The organism is Sorangium sp. So ce295 (assembly GCF_051527405.1).
GTDB classification, from domain to species: domain Bacteria; phylum Myxococcota_A; class Polyangia; order Polyangiales; family Polyangiaceae; genus Sorangium; species Sorangium cellulosum_B.
Map to the genome: position 1 here is coordinate 10,359,918 of NZ_CP150324.1, position 25,526 is coordinate 10,385,443.

Here is a 25,526-nt window from a genome sequence, read left to right on the forward strand (position 1 = left end):
CCGCCGTCGCCGAACGCTGCTGCTTTCAAACGCTCTCGAGGGGGGACGACTCATGTCGAACGCAATGCGATGGCTCTCGGATCTCCTGGCCTCGCCGTGGGCGACGCGGCCATTCACACCGATGATGCACGGCCATTCGACCATCATCGTGATGCACCGGCTCGCCGACCCGGATCGCGGGATCGAGGGCCTCGATCCGCGCGCCCTCCGGCGCGCGCTGCAGTTCCTGCGACGCGAGCGGTATCCGCTCGTGTCGCTCGAGCGGGTGTTCCGGGGCCTCGCGGGCGAGGAGCCGCCCATCGACCGGGCCGTCGCGTTCACGATGGATGACGGCACGATCGACCAGGCGACGGTCGCCGCGCCGATCTTCGCGGAGTTCGATTGCCCGGCCACCATCTTCGTGGTGAGCGGCTATCTGGACGGTCATCTGTGGTGCTGGTGGCACCGCGTGGAGCACGTGTTCGAGACGACGCGGCGCCGCGAGCTCAGCGTGATGGTGGGCGGCATCCACCACGTCATCCGCCTGCACGACGGCGTCCCGCGGGCGCAGCTCGCGCGGCGCTTCATGGAGCGGTGCAAGCGCGTGCCCGAGACCGAGAAGCTCCGCGCCATCCAGCGGCTCGCCGACGCGGCCGAGGTCGATCTCCCGGCGCGCCCTCCCGCGCGGTACGCGCCCATGTCGTGGGATGACGTCCGCGCGTGCGAGGCGCGCGGCATCACGTTCGGTCCGCACACGGTCACCCATCCGGTGCTCTCCAGGACGAGCGACGCGCAGTCGAAGCACGAGATCCACGTGTCCTGGGCGCGCCTGCGCGCCGAGGCCAGCCGCCCGGTCCCCATCTTCTGTTATCCGAACGGGCACGTGGGGACGGACTTCGGTCCTCGCGAGTGCGCGACGCTTCGCCGGCTCGGCTTCCTGGGAGCCGTGACCAACTGGCCTGGCGACCATGCGACGGCCAGCGGATTCCGTAGCTCCGCGGACGCGCCGTTCTCTGTGCCGCGGATCGACTTCGGCGCGGATCACCGGAGCCTCATCCGCTCGGTGTCGGGCGTCCGGCGGACCAAGCAGCTGCTGGAGCGGCAGCTCGCCCTGCGAAGCGCGGTGGCGCCGGTCGATCCGGGCCTGACGCTCGATGGATCCCAGGAAGAAGCCGAGGGCCCGCCGGCCCCGCTGGTCCAGTGATCGCGGAGCCCGCGCGCGGCCGCTCATGCAGGTCGCGGGCGCCGCCCCCCGGCGCGCGCCGGAGCGCCCGGCCCTGCTCGGCGCGAAGGGATCGCCTGCGCCCAGGAAGCCTGACGGGGCGCTCACTTCTTCCGATAGGCGCCCGGCGTCGTCCCCGTGCGGCGCTTGAACGCCGTCGTGAGGTGCCCCTGGTTGGAGAAGCCACACTCCAGCGCGATCTCCGCGATGGACAGCCGCTCGTCCTGGAGCATGGTCATCGCCCTCTCAATGCGGCGCGAAATGACGTACTGGTGGGGAGTCTGGTGAAAGGCGCTCTTGAACAGGCGCGAGAAATGGTCCGGCGAATAGCCCACCAGCCCCGCCAGGTCGACGAGCCCGAAGTTCGAGGAGAGCTCGCTGTCCACGAATTTTTCGATCTGAGTTCGCTGGCTCCTCGAGAGGCTCGCGTTGCGCAGCGAGATCTCCGCCCCTGATCCCGCGCCGTACCGCGCCGACAGGTAGGAAGCCAGCGCCAGGCAGAGCGACTGCACGTAGACGGCCCCGAAGTACTCCTGCCCCTCGGCCTGCGCCTGCAGGCGACGGACCAGGTCGACGACATGGGCGTCGACCAGACCGAACCGCGGCTCCCGCTCCGGGACCAGCACGCCGGACGGAGACGCACAGAGCGCCAACATGGATGCTTCGGGGAAGTTCACCGACGTGCACACGGAGGGCCGCCCCCGCCACTCGACGCTGTACAGCCTGGTCCTCCGCGGCAAGAGGTCCATCATTCCCGAGAGCCGCTCGAAGGAATGCTCCCGGACCTCGCCCGAGGCCGGCTCCGCGAAGCGAATGTCGACCTGCGAGGGGCCTCCCGTCCACACAAGGACCGCGTCGCTCTGCGCCTCGAGCCCCTCGAGCCGGCCGCTCTCGGGCACATACCCGATCCGGAGCGGCAGCCCCACCCAGTCCGAGCCGGTGAGCGCCGCGCCGTACTTTGCTGAATACTCCGCGGTCATGCCTCGGGTCGCCCCGGAGCATCGTCGGCGTCGAGGAACAGGGGGGTCAAGCCCCCTCGTGCGCTGGGCATGTGAGCGCACACACACCTCTGCTCGCTGGCGCCGGGTGGATCGGGTCCCGCGCGTCGGGATCCTGAAAAGCTTCGCCGGGAATTTGAACGACCTCTCTGCGAGCGCCACGTACCCTTCCCTTCACTTCCTCGCAGAGGCTGTGCGGGTGGTGTGGCATTGCGCCGAGCGCCCGCCCTCTCTGCTTACAACACAATTTTCTTCGGTCGCTGACCGGGAGCGGGGCTCACATGTCTACCTCGACCTCTTCGCTGCTCGTCCGCCGTGGCGCATTCGGCACCTTTGCCCGCGGGATTCCGCTCGTGGGCCTTCTCTTGGTCGGTTCCATGGCCTGCTCCAGCGCTTCCGATGGGTCGTCCGACGGCTCGGGCGGCTCCGGAGGAGGGGCTTCTTCCTCCGGCGACGCCCAGACGACGAGCGCGGGTGAGGGCTCCGGGGTCTCGTCGACGACGAGCGGAGCGAGCAGCACGACGGCGACCAGCGGCTCGGGCGGTGGCGCTTCTTCCAGCAGCTCGAGCAGCGCCGGAGGGGATGGGGGCGCGAGCAGCAGCAGCTCAGCGGAAGCATCGAGCGGCAGCGGCGGCTCTCCCGACACAGGGTTCCAGCCTTGCCCTGCGACGGGCGCCTGCAAGATCCTGCCCCTCGGGGACTCGATCACCTTCGGTCTCGGCTTCGACGGCGGCTACCGGGTCGAGCTCTTCCACCTTGCCACGCAAGACGGCCACGAGGTCACCTTCACGGGCACGCAGCAGATGAACGGCCCCGCGATGGTCGATGGCAAGCCGTTCCCCCGCAATCACGAGGGCATCAGCGGAGAGACCATCCAGCAGATCGCCAATCGTATACCGACCCCGGGGCTCCGGGAGATGCCGCACATCGTGCTGCTCCACGCCGGCACCAACGACATGTATCGAGACCCGAACGGCGCCGACACCCGCCTGGGCGCGCTCATCGACGAGCTGATCGCCGAGGCGCCCGACGCGCTGATCGTCGTGAGCAACATCATTCCTCTCCCGAGCAGCGCGAACCCGGTGAGCACGTACAACGCGAAGATCCCCGCGCTGGTCGAGGCGCGCGCCAGCAAGGGCGCGCACGTCGTCTTCGTCGATCAGTTCAAGGACTTCCCCACGTCCGAGCTCGGCGACGGGGTCCATCCCAACAAGGCTGGCTACGCCCGGATGGCGGGCCGCTGGTACGACGCGATCTCCGACTACCTGAGGTGATCCGGGCGCCAGCCCGATCGAGAGACCGCCGCCCGGTCGCGGCGCGCGGGGCGCGATTGCCCGACATCATGAGCGCTCCGTCCCCGCACGCTGAGCACGGCGCGGCAGCGGCCGAGTGACGACCACGCTTGCGTGCGCCGGCGCGCGATGTGTACGCTCGCCCGGTGCGCGCCTCGGTCGGTGAGATGCAGGAGCACGGCGGGGCCGGCCATCTCGGCGCGTCCGTGCGGGTGTTCTTTCGCGAATTCCTGACGGACACGGGCGCGCAGCGCGCCACGCGCCAGCGGATCCGGACCGCCGCTTGCGTGAGGCTCCTCGTCGCTCCACCCATCGTGGTGCCAGCGGGACTGGCGTTATCTACATTTGCGGAGCGCGCGCCTCACCCGGTGCACGCACACTCCATCGTGGCCGCCTGGTTCGCCTTGCTGCCGGTGTACATCGTCGCGAACGCGGCCTTGTTGGCGGTGACGCGGGTCGGAGGGCGGGACGCCTCGTTCGTCGCTCGCGCGCTGACGTATGTCACGCTGACCGCCGAGCTCGTGTCGAATCAGCTCGGCATGCATGCCACCGGAACGCTGATGTCACCGTCGGCCTTGTACATCGTCATGTTCGTCGCGCTGTACCGGATCTTCCTCGACTTTCGGTTCGGCCTCTTCGCTGCGGTCCTCGGCTCCTGTCTGTATTGTGGCGTGGGCGCCCTCGAGCTGACCGGCGTGATCCGACCGCAGCCATTGTTCAGCCCACCTTCTCCACACCTCTTCTATGCCGAGCCCGCGGCCGCGGCGACCGTGATGGCCAACATGGCTGCCGGCATCTTCCTGGTGTTCTTTGCGTCGAACTACGCAGTGAACCAAACCGCCAAGCTCCACCGCTACCTCACGGAGTCCGTCCTCCGGCGCTACCTGCCGCCGTCGCTCGTCGAGCGCGCCGCGCACGGAGAGCTGCGGATGGACGCCGAGCCCGAGCGGCGGGTGGTGACCGTGATGTTCACCGACCTCGTGGGGTTCACGTCGCTGTCGGAGAGGCTCGGCGCCGAGGCCGTCGGGCGGCTGCTCAACCGGTACCTGTCGACGGCGGCCGACGTGGCGCACGCGCACGGAGCCACGGTCGACAAGTTCGTCGGGGACGCCGTCATGATCGTGTTCGGAGCCCCCGATCCCCTCGACCCGGCCGAGCAGGCGCGTCGCTGCGTCGCGCTCGCGCGCGACCTTCAGGCCACGCTGCCGAGCGTGGGTGATGGTATTCGCCTCGTCGCCCGCGCCGGCATCAACACGGGCGATGCCGTCGTGGGCAATTTCGGGTCGCTGGCGCGCTCGGACTACACCGTCATCGGACCTGCCGTGAACATCGCCGCGCGGCTCGAGACGGCGAGTGAGCCGGGCCGTATCCTCATCGGCGAGAGCACGGCGAAGCTGCTGGGCAGCGCCGTACCGCTGGAGTCGGCCGGCGAGCTCCGGCTGAAGGGCGTGGCTGAGCCGGTGCGAGCCTTCTACGTCAAGTGAGCGGTTGCCCGTCAGCGTGCCCGGTCCTCCGGATCACTCGGTCGTGAGCCTCCTCGTCGGTCGACCTGGCTGGCGATGACCACCTACGTGAGGGCGGCGGGCTCGGCGGCGCGGCGCGCGGCGGACGACACCCGCCCGAGGGCATCGGCGAGCGCGCCGCGCGGATCCGCCGGCAGATCGAGCGAGCGCCACGCCACATAGCCGTCCGGGCGGACCAGCGACGCTCCCCCGGCCCCGAGGCCAAACGCTTTGCAGAACGCTCCTTCCTCGGATGGCAGCACCTCCGCGCCGATGCAGACGCATTCGAGCTCGATGCAGAGCTGCTCACCGACCTGCGCTGCGGCGGCGCACCACCGCGCGTCCTCGGTGAGCAGCACCCAGCGTCGCTGGAACAGATCGAGCGTCGACAGCCGCTCTCCGCCCCTCACCACCCACGCGTGCGGCGCGCGCGTGCCGGGCTGACCCGCCCATTGCTCGGGCCGCAATGCCGGCGGGAGCCCGTCGCCGGCGCCGAGCACCGCCGTCGATCGGACCAGCTGCCCGAGCTCCATGGCGTCGTCGTCGAGGATCGGCGCGCCTCCGGCGGTCCCGCCCGCGTGCGCCTTGTAGTCTTCCCGGGCGAAGATCTGGTGATGCCGGAGCCACGCGATCGGGCGCCGCTCGGCGTCATACGTGTCGAGCAGCTCCGGCGCCGACGCGCCGGAGAGGACGGCAGAGAGCTTCCACGCGAGGTTGTGGGCGTCCTCGATGCCGGTGTTCGCGCCGTAACCGCCCCGGTTGGGCGGCAGCGTGTGCGCGGCATCCCCGGCGAGGAACACCCTGCCGGACGTGAATCGATCGGCGACGAAGGCGCTGATCTCCCAGCGCCCGGTGGTGACGATCTCGATCTCCAGATCAGCCCTGCCGATCGCCCTGGAGATCAGCGCTCTCAACGTCGCCGCGTCGCGCTCCTCGTCATCCCAGAAGATCAGCACCCAGCGGCCATCGCCGTAGGTGGTGAGGAATGCGCTGAAGCCCGGCTGCTCGATCGCGAACTGCGTGACCCCCGTTCGAAGGTACTCCTCGAGCGGAGCCCGGAAGAGGACGCTGCGCACCGTCCGGATGTGCCCTCTGCCGGCGCGGCCGATCCCGAGCGCCTCGCGGATCGCGCTGCGGTGACCGTCCGCCGCCACCAGGTAAGAAGCGCGCAGCGCCACCTCTCGCCCGTCGCGCTCGCGCAGCCAGGCGGTCACGCCGCCCGGGTCCTGCTCGAAGCGGGTCAGCTCGGTCCCGAGCCTCACGTCGGCGCCGAGCTCGACCGCCCTGTCTCGAAGCCTGGGCTCGAGACGATCCTGGGCGATCGCGGCGCCCGAGCACGGCGAGCGCTCGATCGCGGGCGCCGCCTGCTCCCAAAAACCGCACGCGACCGGCGCCTCCCTCATCTGGGACCGCCCGGAGCCGGCGCTCCGTCCCGCTCCTGGGCCGCTGAGCAGAGACCGGATCGTGCGCGCGGCCATCGCGCTCGCCGACGCGGAAGGCCTCGCCGCGGTGTCTCTGCGCAAGATCGGGGCATCGCTCGACGCCGGCCCGATGCGCCTCTACGGCTACCTGGACACCAAGGAGGAGCTGCTCGAGCTCATGGTGGACGCGGTGTACGGGGAGATGGCGTCCGCGGGGCCGATCCCCGGCGGCTGGCGCGAGGCCCTCCGGACGATCGCCCACCGCACCCGTCGCGCCGCCAGGGAGCACGGGTGGTTCATCGATCTGCTGGGAGGCCGTCCCCATCTGGGCCCGAACGCCCTGGCGCACCTCGAGGCCTCGCTCGCCGCGCTGAGCGGCGCTCCGGGCTTCGAGGACATCGATGCCGTCATGATGGCGGTCGGGACCGTCAACGCGTACGTGATCGGCGCCATGCGCAGCGAGGCGAACGAGCTACGCGCCGAGGTCGCGAGTGGCATGGATAAGACCGAATGGCAGCGGGCGTCGGAGGCGTACATCCGCCGGATGATCGCCACCGGCCGCTTCCCGACGCTCGCCAAGGTGGTCAAGGACGCCACCCACCCGCCGGCCGACGCCGCGTTCGACAGGGGTCTCGACTGCGTGCTCGACGGCATCGCCGCGCGCCTCTCCTGCGGCGCGGCGGCGGGAAAAGGCCCCCGCGAGCGGCGGTAGCCGCGGCCTTCCTAAAGGACGCGCAGGAACGCCGTGAGATCGGCCTTCTCTTGCGCCGTCAGCTTCGTGCCGAGCACCAGGTTGAAGAACTCCACGGTGTCCTCCAGCGTGAGCAGGCGCCCGTCGTGCAGGTACGGAGGGCTGTCCTTGATGCCGCGCAGCGGGAAGGTCTTGATGGGGCCGTCCGCCGTCGCCATCCGTCCGTTGATGAGCACGGGCTTGAAGAAGCGCTCCGCCCGCAGGTTGTGCATCAGGTTATCGGTGTAGTACGGCGCGGCATGGCACGTCGCGCACTGGCCCTTGCCGTTGAAGATCTGCTCTCCGCGGAGCTCCTCCGGCGTGGCCTTCGCGGGGTCGAGGCGCCCGTTCAACGCGAGCTTCGGCGCCGGGGGGAAGTCGAGGATCTCCTGGAACTCGGCCATCGGGTGCACCTGGTGCCCCCGGTCCAGGATGTTGATCCCCTTCTTCACGGCGATGACGATGTCACCGTCGAAGTACGCCGCTCGCTGCTCGAACTCGGTGAAGTCCTCGACGGTCTTGAGCGCGCGCTGCGAGCCGAAGAGGCGCTGGATGTTCACGCCGCGCAGCGTCGGGGTGTCGACCCGGTGACGGAACTCCTGCGGCCTTATGTCGCCCACGAGGTGGGTCGCGTTGTTCGTGTGCCCGTTCGCGTGGCAATCGAAGCAGGCGACGCCGAGGCTCGCCTTCTCCGAGCGCCGGTCCGCGGTCGCGTTGAACTGCATCTGCGGGAACGGCGTGACGAGGAGGCGGAGCCCCTCGAGCTGCTTCGGGTTCAGGATGCCGTTGAAGAGCTCGTAGAAGTTGTCGATGGTGACGAGCTGCCCCTTGGAGACGTCGCCCAGGTCAGGCCGCGTCGTGAGGTAGATCGGCGGCGGGAACTCGGAGATGAGGTGATCCGGGATATCGAAGTCGAGATCGAAGCGCGTGAGATCCCTGCCCGTCTGGCGCTTCAGCTCCTCGATCTGGAGCTTCGGGAAGAGCATCCCGCCTTCCGGCTGGTTCGGGTGGGGCAGCGGCAGGAAGCCCTGCGGCCAGAGGCCCTGGTCCCGGATGGCGTCGGGCGTGAGGGCGGCCAGCGATTCCCACGTCGTCCCCTTCTCGAGCTTCACACGGACGCCCCCCTGGACGGGCTTTCCGCGTGACATGGTGACCCCGGGCGCGGGGCGGTTCGCCAGGTCGTACCGCGCGTCGAGCAGCGTCTGGTGGCGCTTCATCACGGCGGGTTTGTCGGCCTTCATCCGGGCGAGCAGCGCGGCGAACGGCTCCTTGTCGTCGACCGGCAGGTAGCTCGTTCGCGGCGTGGCGGGGCCGGGCGGCGGATACGCGTTCATGGGCGCCCTCGGGCCCGTGGGCGCGACCGCCTCGGGCGTCCCCGGCGGCGTGCCACGCGTGCTGTCAGGCGCCAGATGTACCGCCCCCGGCGTCGAGACGCAGTTCACGAGGCCGAGCGAGAGCGCGGCAGTGCACGCGACCACGCACGTGATATCCATTCTCTTCACAGGCATACGAGCGGCTCCTTCACGAGGGGTACGTCGTCAGAAATGGCTGGCCGAGCGCCCCGCCTCCTGGCGCGCGGAGCTCCCGCCCGGTGCACACGAATGGCGGCTCGCCGGGCACACAGCCGAGGCGCCGTGGGCAGTTCCGCCCGCAGGCGACTCCTGTGCCAAGGGTGCGCCCGCTGTGCGCTCCGTTGCTGATCAGGCGCGGAGCGGGGCAATTTGCGCGGGAGATCGTGCCTCCTCGCTCGGATCGGCGAACGAGCACGCCTCGCGCCATCGCGGGTCGCCGTGCCCGCGGAGCTCACGAGCGCGGCTCCGTCCAGCCGATGTGCGGGCGGCGCGAGGCAAACTGCCACGATCCGTGGCATCATGGCTTGCGCCGCGCCGCGCCGCGTGCGCGACCGGGGCGCGAGCGCGCGCGCCCGGCGGCGGTCCGTTCAGCGGCCCTGTTCGTCCCGCTCCGGCCTGGCGCGGAAGAACGGCGCCCTGACGTCCTTCGCGTCGAAGAAGAACACCCGATCCCAGACGGGGATCCGCTCCCGCTCCGCCAGATCGACCACCTCGCCTCGGGACAGGCTGCCGACGAGCTTCGCGCTCGACTGGCCTCGCATCCTCCACCGGAACTCGTACGGGAGCAGGACGCTGGCGTCGCCGAACATGCCGCGGCGCTCGGCGAAGCTCCGCCGCGCGGCCTCGGAGAGCTCCCGGGCATGACGGAGGTTCGGGGCGACGATGTAGGTCGTCGCAAGGCCCTCCTCCAGCATCTGCCGGTTGATGAGCCGACCGCGCGACAGGACGTATCCGAGGACGCGACCATAGGCGTCGAACGGCTGTTGGTCCGTCTGGATCTCGACCTCGGCGCCGTCGGGGAGCAGCTCGGAGAGCCGCTCGGCGGCCAGCTCGGCCCAGTAACCTTGCGAGGCGCCGAGGAAGTGCGTCTCCGGCGTATCGATGGAGAGCATACGGACAGGATGGATCACGCCGTTCTCGTCGCGCACGCGGAGCGTGTCGCCGTCGACCGTCCTCACCACCTCAGCGAGGAACCTGTCGCCCGGCAGCTCTCGGCGCGGCCCCCGCCTCCAGGCGACAAGAGACACGTAGTCGATGAACCTCCGGAACTCCGGAAGCAATCCTGCCATCGCCCCCTCCTATGATGGATAGCCCCACAGAGACCGCCGTTCGCGCATCGCAGGGACGTTCGCCCTGCCAGGCGGCCTGTTCCATGAAGATATAGAGAGGGCCCTGGCCCTAGGAAAGCGCTCGCCGCGCCTGACCCGGGGAGCGCGAGGTGGCCTGAAGCGCCGTCGGATGGAGAGAGGAAGATCTGGACGCCAGAAGACGCCAAGAGACGCCAAAAGACGAGAGAGAATATTTCCTTCTTTGCTCCCTTGGCGCGCTGCCGTCGCAATCTTCTTCTGGCACCTTCTCGAGCTTTTTTTCTCTTCTCTTGGCATCTTTTGGCGTCTCTTGGCGTCTTCTGGCGTTCAATTCTTCTTCATAGCACCGCTCATCCCGCCGCCTTCCGGGCGTCGCCGGCGACGATCTCCTCCAGCAAATCCTCCTCGTCCTCCCCCGCGGACACCTTCTCCAGCGCCAGCCTCAGCTTCGGCTCGGCGCTCGCCTCGGCGGCGACGCGGATCCGCTTCTCCACCGCTTCGCCCCCGTGCGGGCGCGCCGCGAGCGCCGCAGCGACGCGCTGCTCCGGCGGCGCAGAACCGTCCTCGACGATGCGCAGCACCTCTTCGAGGTCGTTCCCCGCCGTCCGGTAGCCTGCCCTGGCCACCAGCGACCCCAGCGCTCTCTTCCACTCGGCGAGCGGCCGGCCATTGCGCGCGATGACCTCCAGCAGCCGCGCCCGATCCTGCATCGCGACGGCGGCCTGAGCGGCCCGAATACGCTCGATCAGCGCCGTGGCCTCGGCGGGGCTGGCCGCCGGGACGGTGATCGACCTGCCGTCCCGCAGGCCGATCTTCACGAAATAGTAGGCGCCGCCAACGCCCCCGTGGGTGAGAGTGACGTGGACGATGGCCCTGTGCGGGAAGAACCGCCGCCGGAACGCGCCCTTGACCATCACCCCGTCGGTGCCGATATGCACCCAGGTCGGCGTCACCTTGGACCAGAGCCAGGCCGCGACGCCCGGGAGCGGCGCGAGCCCGCCCATTGCCACCATCGGACCGAGGGGCGCGATGGACCACTCCGCGATGGCCATGAACAGCAGAATCAGCAACGCCAGCACCCCCGGGGCGAGGATCAGGACGAAGATGGCCAGGAGACAGCCGGCGATCTTGCGACCGCTGGAGTCCTCGCGGTACGTGCGCATCCGCACCGCGCGCGCCTGCGCCCCAGCCCCGGCCCGCGACAGGAGGTCGATCGCCTCCTCCTCCGAGGCTTGCGCGACGGCGGCGACGCGCCCATCCGAGAACGACAGCACCGCGGCGTGGCCGTTCGGCGTCCGCTCCGTCCAGCCGCCGGCGAGGCGCGCGAGCGGCAGACGGCTCTCCTTCGCTCCCTCCGCGATCAGCAGGCGCTCGCCCTCGATCTTCACGCGGCCGTCGCGGAGGCGGCGCTCGCCCGGTCCGCGGTCCGCGCCAGCGAACGACAGCGCGCTGGCGAAGTAGCTGCCAAGGCCGATCAGCGCGGCGAAGAGCGAGGCCTTCTCCATCCCGAGCACGGCCAGCCCCCACGGAGCGGCGAACGTGCCGACGAGCGATGTGACGACCACGGACCCGAGGAGGCGCTTGTCGCGGCGGGCGTCCTGCACCTCGACCTTGCAAAGTCGCTCGGGCGAAGCCGCCCCGGGAGCGTCCTCGCTCATTGCTGCGGCCGCATCGCCAGGAGGTGCTGCCCGTGGTCCGCGGTGGTCATCGGTCGAGGGTAACCCGGGGTCAAAGAGATCAGAGAGCGAATCGAGGGCGCGGCATGCGCGGAGAGCGGGGGAGGCCTGCGCGCAAGGGCTGCGCCGTCATGAGCGACCGTTGCACACCCGCCCACCGGGCGAGCGTCGCCATCGCGGCTTCCCTGTCGGCCGGGGCGAGGCCGCCGAGGTGCGCGCCGTGGTTGGCGCCCGGCGCTAAATAACGATACGAGTCCACCGCCGCGCCGAGATCGAAGGCCCCGGCAGACCAGGGGTCGTTCTCGCCGTAGATGAACAGGAGCTCGCTGCCTTCTGTAGCGACCCAGCGCGCGACGTCCTCCATCGCGGCAGGCGAGAACTCCGGCTCGATGGGGATGCTCGGCAGGCGGTCGACCGACCCCCAGTCGAACGTGAGCAGGTCAGCGATATCAGCGGTGTCGGGCAAGGGGGCGCCGAGCTCTGTGTAGCATTGCCAGTAATACGGCTCGAAGGCGAGATACGCAGCATCGGCGCCGGCGCTCACGGGAGAGATCTGGCCGAGGGCCAGCCACAGGTCGTCGTCGGACGCCGACACGTCCGGGATCTGGCCGCAGGCGGCCTCGAGCGAGTAGAGCCAGAAGTAGGACGGGAGCCATATCACAGCGCTCTCGAGCTGCGCCTCCACGCCGAACAGGTCGTAGGTCAAGCCCAGCGCGTCCGCTTCCGTCTCCGCGCGCTCGAGCATGGCCGGGCGCCGGAGCAGCACCTCGCGCCGGAACGCGGCGATGCGCTCGCGGCAGTCGGCCTCGCCGACCTGGTTCAGGAAATCGATGTAGCGTGGATCTTCGACGCCGTGGCTGAGCGGAGTCACGTAGGCCACCGTGCCGTCGACGTCATCGGGGTAGAAACGACGATGGTAGACGGAGGTCATTCCGCCCTTGCTCGCCCCCGTGGAGATCCATCTCCCGGTGTAGATCGTGCGGAACGCTTCGACGACGCGGTGGTGATCGGCGGCCGCCGCTTCGATCGTCATCTTGGTCCAATCCGCCGGCTCCGGGCGTGACGGCGTGAAGAACCGGTGCTCGACGTAGATCTGGTTTGCGTTCAAGAGCGCGGTGGGCTCTTCGATGTACTGCTCGGGGAGAAACAACGAGTAGCCGGTCGCGGCGAGCACGAGCGGCGCGCTCGAGTCGCGGTGGTGCAGCGCGAGCCGCTGCCGGAAGCGCTCGCCGCCCGGGGCATCGTGATCGACAGGCTGTTCGAGCTCGATGACGAAGAACCGATAGCCGGGGATCTTGGACGCCTCTTCCGTGACCACGGCGACGTCGAGCGCGCGCAGCTGATCCAGGAGTTCCACCGCCGCGCCGCCGCCGCCGGCCGACCCGCCCACGCCGCCAGCGCCGCCGCCACCTGTCACGCCGCTGCTGCCGTCCGTTGCGCCGCCGCTGCCGCCACCGCCGTCGGTCGCGCCGCCCTCGCCGGTCGAGCCGCCGCCGGTCCCGGCGCTCGCGCTTGTGCCCGAGCTCGCGGAAGATGCCGTCGAGGCGCTCGCCTCTCCGCTGCCGTCGTCTCCGCAGGCGGCGACGGCCGCCAGCGCGAGCGATATCAAGAAGGCCGCCCTGCTGTTCTGCATCGCCCGGTCGGCCATCGTGGCGGCAGCGTGCCCGATCAGCGTCCGGAACGGCGTAGCGCAGCAAGATTTCCACGTCGCGGGTGAGCCATCCCGGATCATGCGTCCGGATCACCGTGGCGGCTCGGCTTGCTTAACCCCGCTCTTGGGCGTTGGCGGCCCTGGGTGGCGTGTCGAGGCGAGCGCCGGTTATTCACAAGTCCAGGCGCCCGCGCGCACGATCATGCCCGTGGCGCAAGCCCATCGCTCCGCCGTGACGGCCTCGATGACGCAGGACATTGCTCTCGCGTCGATGTCAGGATCCTGTATCCCTACCGCACAGCCCATCTCATCGAACTTGGCCGCTAACCCAGCGCCGCACGGAAAGTTCGTGGCGATGACGCAATCCTCGCCGATCTCCAGCAGGCGCTCCGTCGCAACGTCTTCAGAGGTACCTCCAGCTTCGCAAAACACCGGACGCTCTGCGCAGGGCGTGAGGCCCTCGAGCGGGATGGGATCGAACTCTCCCTCCGAAGGGATGATCCCGGCGCCAAAGTCCGGGTCCCGGGCGTCATCCGAGCCTCCAGTGCCGCCCGAGACGTCCGGAACATCCGTGCCGCCGGCGCTGACGCCTTCCTCGGGGCCGCTCGTTTCACAGCCGAGACAGCTCACGACGGAAATCACAAGCAATCGATGTGTCCATTGCATGGACAGAGCATAGAGAGCTTCCATGCGGAGCACAACGCGACCCGCCGCGCCTGGCCCGCGGGGCGCGAGATGACCTGAAGCGCCGGTCGGATGGAGAGGAAGAATCGAACGCCAAAAGACGCCAAGAGAGACCAGAAGACGCCAAATGCGAGAGAGAACATTTTCCTCCTTCGCTCCCTTGGCGCGCTGGCGTTGCAAACTTCCCCTGGCGCCTTCACGAGCTTTTTTCTCTTCTCTTGACGTCTTTTGGCGTCTTGGCGTTCAACTCTTCTTCTCCTCTTCTCTTGCTCTCTTGCCGTCTGGGCGGCTCGCAGATCGTCCCCACACCAGGCGGCAGCCGGATGCGCGCCCCTCGCCGTCCCGCTCCGGCTTGGGGCTACGCTTCCTCCGCGCTTTCCCGTTACGATGACCAGCGCGATCGCTTCGTAGATCGCCGGGGGGCATGAGACGTCTGCATGCGGCCCCGCGCAGGGCTCCCGGGGGCGAGGGCCACCGCGGCGAGGAGGTCTTGGATGTCGTCGCACGAACAGATAGAGCCGGCCGAGACGCCGGCAGAAGAGGGCGCAGCAAGGGCGGGGGCCGAGCTTGCGCGGCGCAGGCGCGGCCTGCGCTTCCGGCTGGCGCTCGGGGCGCTCGCGCTGGCCGCCAGCGTGACCGCGCTCGTCTTGACCCACGAGACGAAGCCCGAGAAGACCAGCGCCATCGGCGCGCGGCTCGAGCTGTCCTCGGGGGAGGTCACGCTCGCGGCGAACGCTCAGGGCGAAAGGAAGTCGACCGTGGTGTCCGGGATCCCGGTCCCGGTCGGGGCGAAGCTCGCGACCGGAAAGGGCGCGCGGGCGCTCGTCCGGCTCGCCGACGGCTCGGCGGTGTTCCTCCGCGCAGACTCGGAGATCGCGCTCCGCGCAGAGGGGCTCTCGATCGCCCAGGGCGAGGTCTGGCTCGACGCGCCGCCCGAAGGGCGCAGCGGGCTCACGCACGCGCTCGGGGACGTCAACGTCTCGGCCGCCGACGCCGGCCTGTCGATGAGGCGCTCGGGCGACGCCGTGAGCGTGTACGTGGCGCGCGGGCTCGCCGTCGTCGCGGCCCCCGGCGGGCGCGTCGAGGTGCACGCAGGGGAGCAGGCGACGGTCGCCGGCGGCGCCGCACCCAAGGTGGCGCCGCTCGCCTACTGGGAGGATTGGACCGGCGGCATGGGCGACCACCGGCCGCTCGCAGGCGAAGGCAGCGGATCCGGCCGGATCTACGGCGTCGACCTGCAGGGCGCCCCCGGGACGCAGGCGCGCACGCTCGAGATCAGCCGGCAAGCCGTGCGGGCCGTCCTGCGCGACGGCATCGCCGAGACCGAGGTGGACCAGACCTTCTCGAACCCGGGCGGACGCCAGGTCGAGGGCTGGTACTGGTTCACCGTGCCCGAGCGGGCGATCGTGAGCTCGTTCGCCGTGGAGACCAACGGCGTGCTCGTCGAGGGCGAGGTCATCGAGCGGAAGGAAGCGGCGCAGCGGTACCAGACCGCCGTGCAGACCGGCCACGAGCCGGCCCTGCTCGAGTGGGTCGACGGGCACAGCTACCGCGCCCGCATCTTCCCCGTGCCCGCCAGCGGCTCCCGGCGCGTCGTGCTGCGCTACGTGGAGATGCTCAGCGCGCCGTCAGGTAAGCTTGCTTACGTTTACCCGATGCGCGCGAGCGATCCCGTGCAGATCGGCGAGTTCTCCCTCTCCGTGGATCTCGGCCAGGCCGGTCAGGGGCTGGAGATCGCGACGCTGGCCGACGCGGTGATCGAGGACGGCGGGCGGCGGGTGAGCATGCGGCGGAGCGGCTACGAGCCGCGCGCGGACTTCCAGCTCGAGGCCTCCGTCAAGGCCAAGGCGACGCCGCTTCGGGTGTCGCGCTTCGCCGCGGGCGAGGACCGCGCGGACTACGTGATGGCCAGGTACGTGCCCGACGTGGACTGGGCCGAGCTCAAGGAGCTGCCCGCCGACCTGGTCGTCGTGGTGGACACGTCGGCGTCGGCCGACGAGTCGGCGCGGCAGCAGAAGGCGGCGGCCGCCGAGGCGATCCTGCGGGCGATGTCGCCGTCGGATCACTTCGCGCTGATCGCGCTCGACTCGGCGCCGGCGGTCCTGCACCCGAAGGACGGGCTGGCCGAGGCGTCGGACAAGGAGATCTCCGCCGCGCTCACGCGGCTGGCCGAGCACGCGACGGGGGGCGCGACCGACCTCGGCGCGCTGTTCGAGTCGGCGCTCGGGCGGGTGCACGGCAAGGAGCAGCCGGCGGTCATCTACATCGGCGACGGGCTCGCGACGAGCGGCGAGGTGACGGGCGCGCGCCTCGCGGAGCGGCTCCGGCGCTCGCTCACGGGCTCGCGCGCGCGCTTCTTCACCGTCGGCGTCGGCGAGAACTCGAACCACGCGCTGCTGCGCGAGCTCGCGCGCGCCGGGGGAGGACAGGCGTTCCGGATCGACGAGGCCGAGGGCTCGACGTCCGAGGTGCTGCGCCTCGCCGGCGCGATCAAGACGCCGACCATCACCGATCTCGCGATCGACCTCGGCGCAGGGCTCGACGAGCCGATGCTCACCGCGAGCGGCAAGGTGTCGCGCGGCGAGGAGGTGGTGCTGCTCGCGCGCACGCACCACGCGCTGCCCACGAAGGCGATCGTGAAGGGGCGGCTCGCGGGGAAGGAGTACACCCGCGAGCACCCCATCGAGCTCGATCGGGGCGTCGGCGCGGCCCTGGTGCCGCGCTTCTGGGCGGCCGAGAAGATGCGGCGGCTGCTCGCGGACGGCGACGACATCGAGGCGCACCGGGGCAAGGTGGTCGAGCTCGGGCTCGACTACGGGCTGATCACGCCGTTCACGAGCACGCTGGCGCTCGAGAGCGAGCAGGCCTACGTGAACCAGGGGATCCGGCGGCGGCGCTCGCCGCTCCGGGGCGAGCGGCTGACGGCGCTCACGCCCCAGCGAGAGCGCGAGCTCGCGGCGCTGCTCGCGCCGCCCTCCGCGGCCGTCGCCGCCGGGTGCTCGAGGAGCGAGCCGAGCGCGGCCTACGAGGAGAGCTCGGCGAAAGAAGGCGGCCGCGGCGCGAGGGCGCAGACGGCGGCGCCAGCGCCGGCGATGGCGCCGGCGATCGCGGAGCAGGGCAACGAGCGGGACCAGGGCCTCAAGGGAGATGTCGCCGCGCCCGGCGCCACGCTGGCGGCCCCGCCCCCTGCGCCCGAGGCGGCGCGCCCGGCCGAGGAGGCGGAGCAAGAGCCCCTGCTGCAGAAGCAGGAGGCCGCGACGAACCAGCCGGCCGCCCCCCGCCGGCTGGCTGCGCCCATGAGCGCACCGGCGGCCGACAAGCCGTCCGAGCCCGCAGCGATCCGCTCGACCGAGGCCAAGCGCGCGACGGGCGGCGGCGGTGCGATCGCGCCGTCCGACGCCATCCCGCGCCTGGAGAAGGCCCGCAAGGCAGCGCCCGCGGCGGTGCGCCCCGCTCCCCGGACCTCCCCGCCGCCGAGGCGCCCGCAGGTCGCGATGGCGCCGTGCAGCGACACCGCGCGGCGGCCGCTCGCCGAGCGCATCGTCGTCTGGTCGAAGCGCCTCGCCCGCGCCACGACGGCCGAGCAGCTCATCGCGCGCTACGAGGGCGCGCTCACGACCTGCGAGCTGCCGGACTGGCGATCGAGGGCCGCGCTCCTCTCGCTCCTCCAGGCGAGGGTGTCCACGGAAGGCGGCGCCGAGGCGCTGCTCGCCCGGTTCGCCGGCGAGCCCGAGGCGCAGCGGTTCATCGCGCACGCGCTCCTCAGGCGGAGCGTGGACCCCGCGGTCTCGGCGGCGGTGCGGCGCACGCTCTTCGGGGGCGTCGATCCCAGGGCCAGCTGGGCGCTCCTCGACGAGCGGCTCGCGGCGATCCCGGCGGTGGACGATCGGCTCGCGCTGGTGCGGCAGGCGCTCACCGAGCGGCCCGACGATCCGGAGGGGGAGATCCGGCGGGTGCGCCTGCTCGCGGAGGCGGGCCGGAAGGACGAGGCGCTCGCCTACGGGCGGCGGCTGCGCGACCGCGGCTTCATGAGCCCGGCGCTCGCGCTCGATCTCGGCGACGTGCTCGCGTCGAGCGGCTTCGAGGCGGACGCGCTGCGCACGTACTCGGAGGTCGTCGAGTTCGATCCGACGAGCCCCGCGTCGCGCGCGATGCTCGGCGACGTCTACCTCCGGCACGGCTGGTACGCGGCGGCGTACCGCCAGTACACGACGCTCACGGACCTCGCGCCGGCCGAGCCCCAGGGCTGGCTGCGGCTCGCCGCGGCGGCCGCGGGCAGCGGGCGCGTCGACGAGGCGCTCCGCATCCAGCGCAAGGTCTCCGCCGCGGAGGGCACGCCGGGGCCCGACGATCCGCGCGCGTGGGCGCGGCTCCTGTCGGCGGCGCGCATCGGCCGGCTGCTCGCCGGGGGCGGCGGCGCGGCCCCCGCGGCCGGCGCCGAGGCCGAGAGCCTCGCCCGCAAGCTGAAGGAGCTCCAGCTCTTCAGCGGCCCCGGGGCGCTGCGCGTCGTGCTCTGGGAGGACTACGCCGCGGAGCTCGCCCTCGCGGCGCGGGACGGCCAGGTGGACGCGGCGCTCGGCGACGGCACCTTCGCGCCGGCGGTCGGGCTCGCGGCGGTGCAGCTGCCCGCCTCGGAGCTCGCGCGCCTCGAGTGGCGCGTCCGGTTCCGCAGCGATCCGCCGGGGAGGGACGTGCGCTTCGTGGTGACGACGATCGTGTGGGACGGGGCGTCCTTCCAGGTGACGAGCGCGCCGGGGTCGATCGGCGCGAAGGACCGGGAGGTCACGCTGGCGAGCGGCGCGCTGCCATGATCGACGTCTCGCTGCTCGGCTGGCTCCTCGTCACGCTGACGTCGCCGCTGGCGCTCGTCCTGCTGCTCGTGGCGCTCGGCTCGGTGGCCTACCTCGGCGTGACGGCGCTCGAGGCCGCGCCGCGCCGGCGCGGCGCGCGCGCGGTCGGCACGGGCGCGGCGGCCTGCGCGCTCGCGGCCGGGATGGTCGGGCTGCGCGTGGGCGCGGGCGCGGGCGCGACCGTCCCGACGGCCGCCGTGGGGATCGCCGCCGCGGCCGCGATCGGGGCGACCGCGGCGTGCGCGTGGACCTTCGGCGCGCGCGCCGCGGCGGCGCTCGGGGCGGCGCAGGCCCGCCGGAGCGCCGCGGCGCTGCGGGCCGGCGACGAGCGGCGCCGGCTGCTCGCGGCGAGCCAGCGCGCGTACGCCGAGGGAGACGACCTCGCCGCCGAGACGGCGGCGGCCGACGACGCCGTCGCGCGGCTGCGCGCCGCGGTGGGCTCGCTGGCCGGCGCGCGCGCCGCGCTCGAGGCGAAGCGCGCCGGCGCGCAGGACGGGCCGCAGTCGGAGGAGCGACCGGAGGCGAGCGCGCTCGCCGAGGACCTCGCGCGCGCGTGCGACGAGGCCGCGCTGAAGCTGTCGATGGGCCAGCGGGTGCTCGCCGCCGCAGAGGCCGCGGCGCTGCGGATCGCATGCAACGCGCCGCTCCGGCGGCTGCTGCGGCGGCGGCCGCGCGAGGCGACGCAGGCGCTCGCGACCCTGGGCGCGGGCGCGCTCGCCCCGGCGGCGGCGTCGATCGAGGCGTTCCTCGGCGAGGTGCGGGCGGCGCGCGCCGAGGTCGTGGAGATCGCGGAGCGGCGCGCGCCGGGCGCGCCCGGCGAAGACGGTTCGACCGGTCCAGAGGGAGCGGAGGGCCCGGCGGCGCTCGCGTTGCGCGAGCTCACCGCGATGGAGTCGGCCTACGGCGCGCTGCTCGAGCGGCTGCGCCTGGCGGAGCTGCACGCTTCGGCGCGCACCTCCGTCGAGCAGGTCGAGAGCGCCGCGGGCGCGCTCTCCGCGACGGCGAGGGCGGCGGAGATCGACCCGGCGGCGATCGGCGCGCTCGTGACGGAGATAGCGCGCGCCGAGTCGGCCGTCGCCGCCGCCGCGCCGGAGGCCGGGGGCTCGCGCGCGCTCGCCGAGGCGCTCGCCGCGGGATCGGGGGCGCTCGATCGGAGCGACACGACGTCGCTGGCGGAGCTCATCGCAGCGCTGCGCGAGCTCCGTTGAGGCGATGAGCGACGGCCGCCCCTGAAAATCACACGCAAAACGATGCCTGGCCGTAAGGGGTGCCCTTGGCGCGCGGCGCCCTGGGAGCCTCCCCGAGCGAGGTCGGTTGAGCTAGGCTTTGCGTGTGGTTCAGGCCCTCCCTGCCGGTTATCTCTTCGACCCTGCCGACCCCCGCGCGCCGACGAGCGAGCAGTGGGCGCGGATGACCCCGGCCGAGCGCGCGCGCGTCGTCGACATGCTCCCTGCCGAGGTCCCGCTGGAGCTCATGCCTCCCGAGGGAGACGCGCACCGCAAGGCGAAGCGCGACGCGCTGGACGCCCTGGACGGCTTCTTTCGCCGCACCGCCCGCAAGATCTACCTCTCTTCCGAGCTCGCCGTCTTCTATCCAGGCGAGCCGCGGTTCGCGCCCGATCTTCTCGCCGTGGTCGACGTCGAGCCCCACGAGCGCATGCGGTGGGTGGTCGACCACGAGGGCAAGGGGCTCGATCTCGTGATCGAGGTCCACGTCGCCGGCAGCCGCACGAAGGATCACAAGCTCAACGTCGACCGCTACGCCCGGCTCGGCATCCACGAGTACTTCCTCTTCGACCGCGCCCGCCTGCGCCTGCACGCCTACAGGCTGCCCGCGGCCGCGGCACAGGAAAGCGATCCCTCACGCCCGCGCGCCTACCAGCGCATCGTGCCTCAGGCTGGCCGGTTCGCCTCCGAGGTGCTCGGACTCGATCTGCTGCTCGACGGCACGCGCCTCCGCTTCTTCGCGGGCAACGCCCCTCTCGAGGACACCGATGAGAGGATCGCCCGCCTTGGCGGGATGCTCGATCAGGTCATCTCCCACCAGGAGGACGCGCAGCGCATCGCCGAGGAGCTGGCCGCGGAGCTCGACAGGGAGCGGCGCCTGCGCGAGGAGGAGCAGCGCCTGCGCGAGGGGGAGCAGCGCCTGCGCGAGGAGACAGAGAGGCAGCTGGCGCAGGCGCGCGCGGAGATCGAGCGGCTCAAGTCGCGCTGAGCGCCTGGCCGGCGAGGGGGATGGCCGCCTGAGCCCTCCTCGCCAGCCACGCCGCTCATCACCCCTTCAGCTTCGCCGCCAGGAACCGCCGCGCCTTCTCCCACGCGTCCGCCGCGGCCTTCGTGTTGTACCGCTCTCCCGACGGGTTCGCGAAGGCGTGGTCGGCGTCGTACCGGAGCACCTCGTGCTCGATGCCCGCGTCGTGGAGCGCCTTGTCGAAGTCGTTGACGACCTCGGGCGGGATGCCCTTGTCCTGGTTGCCGAAGATGCCGAGCACGGGCGCCTTGATCGCCTTGAGCTGCGCGGGGTCGGTGACGAGCCGGCCGTAGTAGATCACGGCCGCGTCGAGCTCGGGCTCGTTCAGCGCGAGCTTGAGCGACCACGCGCCGCCGAAGCACCACCCGATCGAGGCCGTGCGCGGCGCGAGGACGCGCGCGTCCGTCGTGAGGAAGCGGTGCGCCGCGCGCACGACCTCGATCCCCTTCGCCTCGTCGACCGCCTTCATCGCCGCCATCGCGTCGTCCGGCGTGGTCGCGACCTTGCCGCCGTAGAGGTCCACGGCGAGCGCCGCATACCCGTCCTCCGCGAGGCGATCGGTCCAGTGCTTGATGTGCTCGTTCAGGCCCCACCACTCGTGGATGACGACGACGCCCGCGATCGGCGGCTTCGCGTCCCGCGGCAGGCTCAGGTATGCCTTCGTGCCAGCCACCTCGACCGTCTGTCCTCGCGCGGGCGGGGCCTTGTCCGCCCTGAGCTCGTGGAGGGCCTTGAAGTCCTCCTCCGAGAGCAGCCCGGTCGGGCCGACTTCACCTGGCGCGCCGGACGACGCCGGCGCGGCGGCCGCGGGCGGCGGCTCGACGCGGGGCGCGGGAGACGAGGCAGAGCAGGCGGTCGCGGCGAGCAGCGCCAGCGACGCAGCCACGCGGAAGCGGCGCAGGTGGGACAGGAGCGTCATGGCCCGCACCCTACCAGCTCGGAGCGGCGCGCCGGAAGCCTCGCCGCGAGGCGTCGCGCCCGCTTACGTCGCGACGCGCAGGCCCAGCTGGCTCGACGCGACCCCCCGCCGGACGGCGGCCACCAGCGTATCCGGGGCGAACGGCTTGGCGACGAACGCATGGGCGCCGAGCCGGAACGCCCGCTCCCGCTCGCGCGGCGAGGACATCGACGACACGATGACGACCGCGACGTCGCGATGGTGCCGGCTCTGCCGGATGAAACGGATGAGCTCGAGGCCGTCGATGTCCGGCAGGTGGATGTCGAGGATCACCGCGTCGTAGGCGCCCCCGTGCATCCGCCGGAGCGCCTCGAACCCGCTCGCCGCCTCGGCGACCTCGACCGCCGGCCCGAGCTCTGACGCCCCCTCCAGAGCGGCTCGCATGTACGTCCGCATCGCGGCGGAGTCGTCGATGAGGAGGATGCGGGTCATGCGGCGGGTCCGGCTCGAGCTCTCGAGGGGGCGCCTAGTACACCACAAACGGCAAAATCGGAAGCGTTTGTCGGCCTTCCGACAGGAGAGCGCGTCCCCGGCGGCGCCCCTGAGCCCTCCAGGCCCGGCTGCGCGCTGGTCAGGTGCCCCGCGGCGGCCTCCGAGGACCGACCTGGCCCCTCCTCGAACCCGTGCCGTGATCACATCGGCGCGTTCCGGGAATTCGTCTGAGTCACACAGGAAACCTTGTGCGCACCGCGCGCACTGCATTTTTTCACCAGAGCTGCTTCGATGAGAGCCCTGGCTCGGCCACGATAGAGCTGGACGGGGCGAGAGCTTCTCATTCGCGGTACGTCGCTCCGCTACCGCGCACCTCGGCGCGTCGCCCGGTTCTTACTTAGGAGGGCCAAGCCCGTATGTCCTTGAAGCACTGTCTCACCGTGAACAGCGGGTGGGGCAGCCTGTCCTCGGGCAGCTTCGGTCCCCGTGCTCCCCGACCCCTCCTCGGCGCGCTCATCCCGTCGCTCGTCATGGTGGCGTGCCAGTCCGAGACCGGGAACAGCGATGAGGCCCCCGATGACGCGGCGTCGACGAGCGCCTCCTCGGCGACCAGCGGCGCTGGCGGCGTCGACAACGGCCCCACCGTCAGCCACGGCGCCGGCATGGGCAGCGCCGGGGCGGGACGCCGCTCCCTGTCCGGTCAAGCCAGGGTGGTTGCACGGGTCGGCTCAGCGACTCATCGAAGGAGACCGTTGTATGCGCAATAGCCAAGGAGCCGTGCCGCGAGAGCTGCTCGACTGGGTCTTCAACCGTCGGCAGCCCCTCGTCAAGCTCGGGGCATTCGCCATCACAAGGCCCGTACTCGTGTCCTGCAGGGAGGACGACGAGAGGGGCGGCGACCTGAGCGGGAGCGGCACCGGCGGCGGGGGGGGCACGTGGAGCGGCCCTGGTAGCAAGGGCAGCCGCACCGCCGGCCCCTTCGCCACCAGCTCGAGCAGCGCCGGCGGCGCCGACGCGCTGGATCCGTCGATCTTCGAGGGCGCCGGCAGCTGCCGACTGACCGCCAAGGACATCGGGGGTCCGTTCTTCATCGACAACAGCGAGATCCCGAACGACATCAGCCTGTTTCGCAGCGACATCCGGGACGACCACCCCGGCTGCGAGCTCCGGCTCTATGTCCGCCTGCTCGACGCCCGGAGCAACAACGAGCCCATCCCCGACGCCGAGGTCTACCTCTGGCACTGTGACGCGGATGGGCAAACCAGCGGCTTCGAGCATCAGCGCCCCTCCACGCCGTCCACGGGCGCGGCCGAGCGCACGCCGGAGAGCCAGGATCGGTTCTGCCGCGGCGTGCAGCTCTCGGATCGCAACGGGATCGTGGGCTTCAAGTCGATCTATCCCGGGTCGGACGCGGGGCGGCCAGTCCACGTCCACATGGTCGCTCGCATCAACGGAGCCACGACCAGGCTGATCACGACGCAGCTCTATCTCGACGCGGACCTCAGCGCGGAGGTCTTCGAGAAGGAGGCGGCCTACGCGGCTCGCTCGGCGAACCTCCCGGCGTCCAGCCTCGATCCGCCGCCAGGCAACGTGATCATGCCGGCCACGTACACCTCGGGGCTGGTCACCAGCATTCTCAACATCATCGTCGATGCCTGAGCGCACGGATGTCCTGCCCAGGGGGCCGTGCGTCACGCCCCGGCTCGACCCGGGCCACCCCTCGGCGAGCCGGGACGGCGCCTGCCCGCTGCCCGCCGAGCGTCACGAAAATTCGAGGAAACAGGGCACCTCTTCCGTTCGCCGCGCCGGCGCGGGGCGGACAATCGCCCTCCGGGGCGCCAGACTGCGGCAGGGAGGTTCCATGAGCGACACGGATCGGCTGGATCCCGGGAGCATGGCGCGCGCGTTCCGCGAGGCGCGGCGCCGCGGGATGGATGTGGAGCCGGCGGTCCTGTTCCACGATCTGGGGCGCATGCGGGCGCGCATCGGACGGATCGGCGCGGCGTTTCCGCCGGGCGCCCTCCACACCGTCGCGATCAAGGCGAACCCCCTCGTCGAGGTCCTGCGGGCGGCGGTCGACTGCGGCGCGGGGCTCGAGGCGGCCTCCCTCGAGGAGGTGAAGCTCGCGCTGGCCGCCGGCTGCCCACCCGACCGCATCGTCTACGACTCTCCCGCGAAGTCCCGCGCCGACATCGCGGAGGCCCTCCGCCTGGGCGTGCGGCTCAACGCCGACAACCTCGATGAGCTCGGACGCATCGACGAGCTCGTCCGTCACGGGGGGGTGGCCAGCCGCATCGGGCTGCGCATCAACCCGCAGGTCGGGGCCTCGAGCATCGCCCTGACCAGCGTCGCGGATCGGCGCTCCAAGTTCGGGGTCCCCCTCGAACAGGCGGACGCGGTGCGCGCCGCCTTTGCGCGGTACCCGTGGCTCGACGGGCTGCACGTGCATGTCGGCTCGCAGGGGTGCGCGCTCTCGCAGCTCATCGACGGGATCGGGCGCGTCGAGGCGCTGCGCCAGGAGCTCCGGCGCGCGATGGGCCCGCTCGCCGCCGGCACCATGGATATCGGTGGCGGTCTGCCGGTCGCCTACCGGAGCACGGACCGCCCCCCGGCGCTCGAGGACTACGCGGCCGCGCTGCGGCGCGAGGTGCCGACGCTCTTCGAGGAGGGGACCACGCTGATCACCGAGTTCGGGCGCTGGATCCAGGCGGGCTGCGGCTTCGCGGTCTCGCGGGTGGAGTATGTGAAGAAGGACTCGGCCGGGCGCACCGCGATCCTTCACCTCGGCGCCGACTTCCTGCTGCGCCGCGCGTATCACCCGGACGACTGGCACCATGACTTCATGGCGCTCGATCCCGAGGCCGAACCCAAGGGGGGGCCGCTCTCGCCGTGCACCCTCGGCGGCCCGCTCTGTTTCGGCGGCGACGTGCTCGCCCGCGATCTCGCGTTTCCGGAGCTGTCGCCCGGCGATCTCGTGCTCATCCGCGACACGGGGGCTTACACGCTGAGCATGTGGTCCCGCCACTGCAGCCGCGGCATCCCTGCTGTGCTCGGCGTCGACGCCGACGACCTTCGGGTCCTGCGCGAGCGCGAGCTGCCAGAGGACGTCGTAGCGTTCTGGAGCCGCGGCCGCGGCCGGCCATGAGCCCGCCGCGCGGCGTTCACATGACCGTTTCCAGGGGAATCCAGCATGTGGCACCATGGAGCGGCGAGCGCTGTGGC

Annotated in this window: 18 protein-coding genes; 9 read left to right on the forward strand and 9 right to left on the reverse strand. The window is 71.6% G+C overall.

The annotated features are described in order from the left end of the window. The first annotated feature begins 52 nt into the window (after positions 1–52). Positions 53–1,183 (forward strand): polysaccharide deacetylase family protein, encoded by a 1,131-nt coding sequence (locus WMF11_RS39305; RefSeq protein WP_437974447.1) that lies wholly within the window; start codon positions 53–55, stop codon positions 1,181–1,183. A 122-nt stretch (positions 1,184–1,305) separates the two neighbouring features. On the opposite strand, the gene WMF11_RS39310 is transcribed toward WMF11_RS39305, so the two are convergent. Next, a complete protein-coding gene (locus WMF11_RS39310; RefSeq protein ID WP_437904273.1) occupies positions 1,306–2,181 on the reverse strand; it encodes a helix-turn-helix domain-containing protein in 876 nt (291 codons plus the stop codon). Positions 2,182–2,576: 395 nt separating this feature from the next. Here WMF11_RS39310 and WMF11_RS39315 point away from each other — a divergent pair, with 395 nt between their 5' ends. Both WMF11_RS39315 and WMF11_RS39320 read left to right on the forward strand, forming a co-directional pair. Then, on the forward strand, positions 2,577–3,473 hold the full coding sequence (locus WMF11_RS39315; protein ID WP_437974448.1) for an SGNH/GDSL hydrolase family protein: 897 nt from the start codon (positions 2,577–2,579) through the stop codon (positions 3,471–3,473). A gap of 164 nt (positions 3,474–3,637) precedes the next feature. Then, entirely contained in the window at positions 3,638–4,975 is a 1,338-nt protein-coding gene (locus WMF11_RS39320; RefSeq protein WP_437974449.1) for an adenylate/guanylate cyclase domain-containing protein, read from the forward strand. A gap of 83 nt (positions 4,976–5,058) precedes the next feature. Here the strand turns inward: WMF11_RS39320 and WMF11_RS39325 are convergent, their stop codons facing one another. Continuing rightward, positions 5,059–6,396: an FAD-dependent monooxygenase gene (locus tag WMF11_RS39325; RefSeq protein WP_437974450.1), complete on the reverse strand. Its 1,338-nt coding sequence runs from the start codon at positions 6,394–6,396 to the stop codon at positions 5,059–5,061. A 61-nt stretch (positions 6,397–6,457) separates the two neighbouring features. On the opposite strand from WMF11_RS39325, the gene WMF11_RS39330 reads away from it, so the two are divergent. Beyond that, entirely contained in the window at positions 6,458–7,126 is a 669-nt protein-coding gene (locus WMF11_RS39330; RefSeq protein ID WP_437974451.1) for a TetR/AcrR family transcriptional regulator, read from the forward strand. A gap of 11 nt (positions 7,127–7,137) precedes the next feature. Here WMF11_RS39330 and WMF11_RS39335 read toward each other — a convergent pair whose 3' ends face one another. The 5 genes from WMF11_RS39335 to WMF11_RS39355 form a co-directional block, all read right to left on the reverse strand. Beyond that, on the reverse strand, positions 7,138–8,478 hold the full coding sequence (locus WMF11_RS39335; RefSeq protein WP_437911071.1) for a cytochrome B6: 1,341 nt from the start codon (positions 8,476–8,478) through the stop codon (positions 7,138–7,140). Positions 8,479–9,083: 605 nt separating this feature from the next. Beyond that, a complete protein-coding gene (locus tag WMF11_RS39340; protein WP_437974452.1) occupies positions 9,084–9,785 on the reverse strand; it encodes a thermonuclease family protein in 702 nt (233 codons plus the stop codon). Positions 9,786–10,153: 368 nt separating this feature from the next. Next, entirely contained in the window at positions 10,154–11,461 is a 1,308-nt protein-coding gene (locus WMF11_RS39345; protein WP_437974453.1) for a hypothetical protein, read from the reverse strand. A 79-nt stretch (positions 11,462–11,540) separates the two neighbouring features. Further along, complete coding sequence (locus WMF11_RS39350; RefSeq protein WP_437974454.1) at positions 11,541–13,127, reverse strand: S28 family serine protease; 1,587 nt, start codon at positions 13,125–13,127, stop codon at positions 11,541–11,543. 171 nt (positions 13,128–13,298) lie between these two features. After that, positions 13,299–13,820 (reverse strand): hypothetical protein, encoded by a 522-nt coding sequence (locus tag WMF11_RS39355; RefSeq protein WP_437974455.1) that lies wholly within the window; start codon positions 13,818–13,820, stop codon positions 13,299–13,301. 488 nt (positions 13,821–14,308) lie between these two features. Here WMF11_RS39355 and WMF11_RS39360 point away from each other — a divergent pair, with 488 nt between their 5' ends. The 3 genes from WMF11_RS39360 (at position 14,309) to WMF11_RS39370 (ending at position 20,878) form a co-directional block, all read left to right on the forward strand. After that, positions 14,309–18,625 (forward strand): VIT domain-containing protein, encoded by a 4,317-nt coding sequence (locus WMF11_RS39360; protein WP_437974456.1) that lies wholly within the window; start codon positions 14,309–14,311, stop codon positions 18,623–18,625. Beyond that, complete coding sequence (locus WMF11_RS39365) at positions 18,622–19,872, forward strand: hypothetical protein (RefSeq protein ID WP_437974457.1); 1,251 nt, start codon at positions 18,622–18,624, stop codon at positions 19,870–19,872. Before WMF11_RS39360 ends, WMF11_RS39365 begins: the two co-directional genes overlap by 4 nt. A gap of 124 nt (positions 19,873–19,996) precedes the next feature. After that, positions 19,997–20,878: a Uma2 family endonuclease gene (locus WMF11_RS39370; RefSeq protein WP_437974458.1), complete on the forward strand. Its 882-nt coding sequence runs from the start codon at positions 19,997–19,999 to the stop codon at positions 20,876–20,878. A 58-nt stretch (positions 20,879–20,936) separates the two neighbouring features. Here the strand turns inward: WMF11_RS39370 and WMF11_RS39375 are convergent, their stop codons facing one another. Beyond that, positions 20,937–21,833 carry a dienelactone hydrolase family protein gene (locus WMF11_RS39375; RefSeq protein WP_437544890.1) on the reverse strand — a complete coding sequence of 299 codons (897 nt, stop codon included), beginning with the start codon at positions 21,831–21,833 and terminating at the stop codon, positions 20,937–20,939. A gap of 63 nt (positions 21,834–21,896) precedes the next feature. Beyond that, positions 21,897–22,304: a response regulator gene (locus tag WMF11_RS39380; protein WP_437904285.1), complete on the reverse strand. Its 408-nt coding sequence runs from the start codon at positions 22,302–22,304 to the stop codon at positions 21,897–21,899. Between the two features lie 756 nt (positions 22,305–23,060). On the opposite strand from WMF11_RS39380, the gene WMF11_RS39385 reads away from it, so the two are divergent. Together WMF11_RS39385 and WMF11_RS39390 are read left to right on the forward strand one after the other, a co-directional pair. Next, positions 23,061–23,963: a protocatechuate 3,4-dioxygenase gene (locus tag WMF11_RS39385; RefSeq protein WP_437904288.1), complete on the forward strand. Its 903-nt coding sequence runs from the start codon at positions 23,061–23,063 to the stop codon at positions 23,961–23,963. Between the two features lie 202 nt (positions 23,964–24,165). After that, positions 24,166–25,449, forward strand: a complete 1,284-nt coding sequence (locus WMF11_RS39390; protein WP_437974459.1) for a diaminopimelate decarboxylase — start codon at positions 24,166–24,168, stop codon at positions 25,447–25,449. The last annotated feature ends 77 nt before the right edge of the window (positions 25,450–25,526 follow it).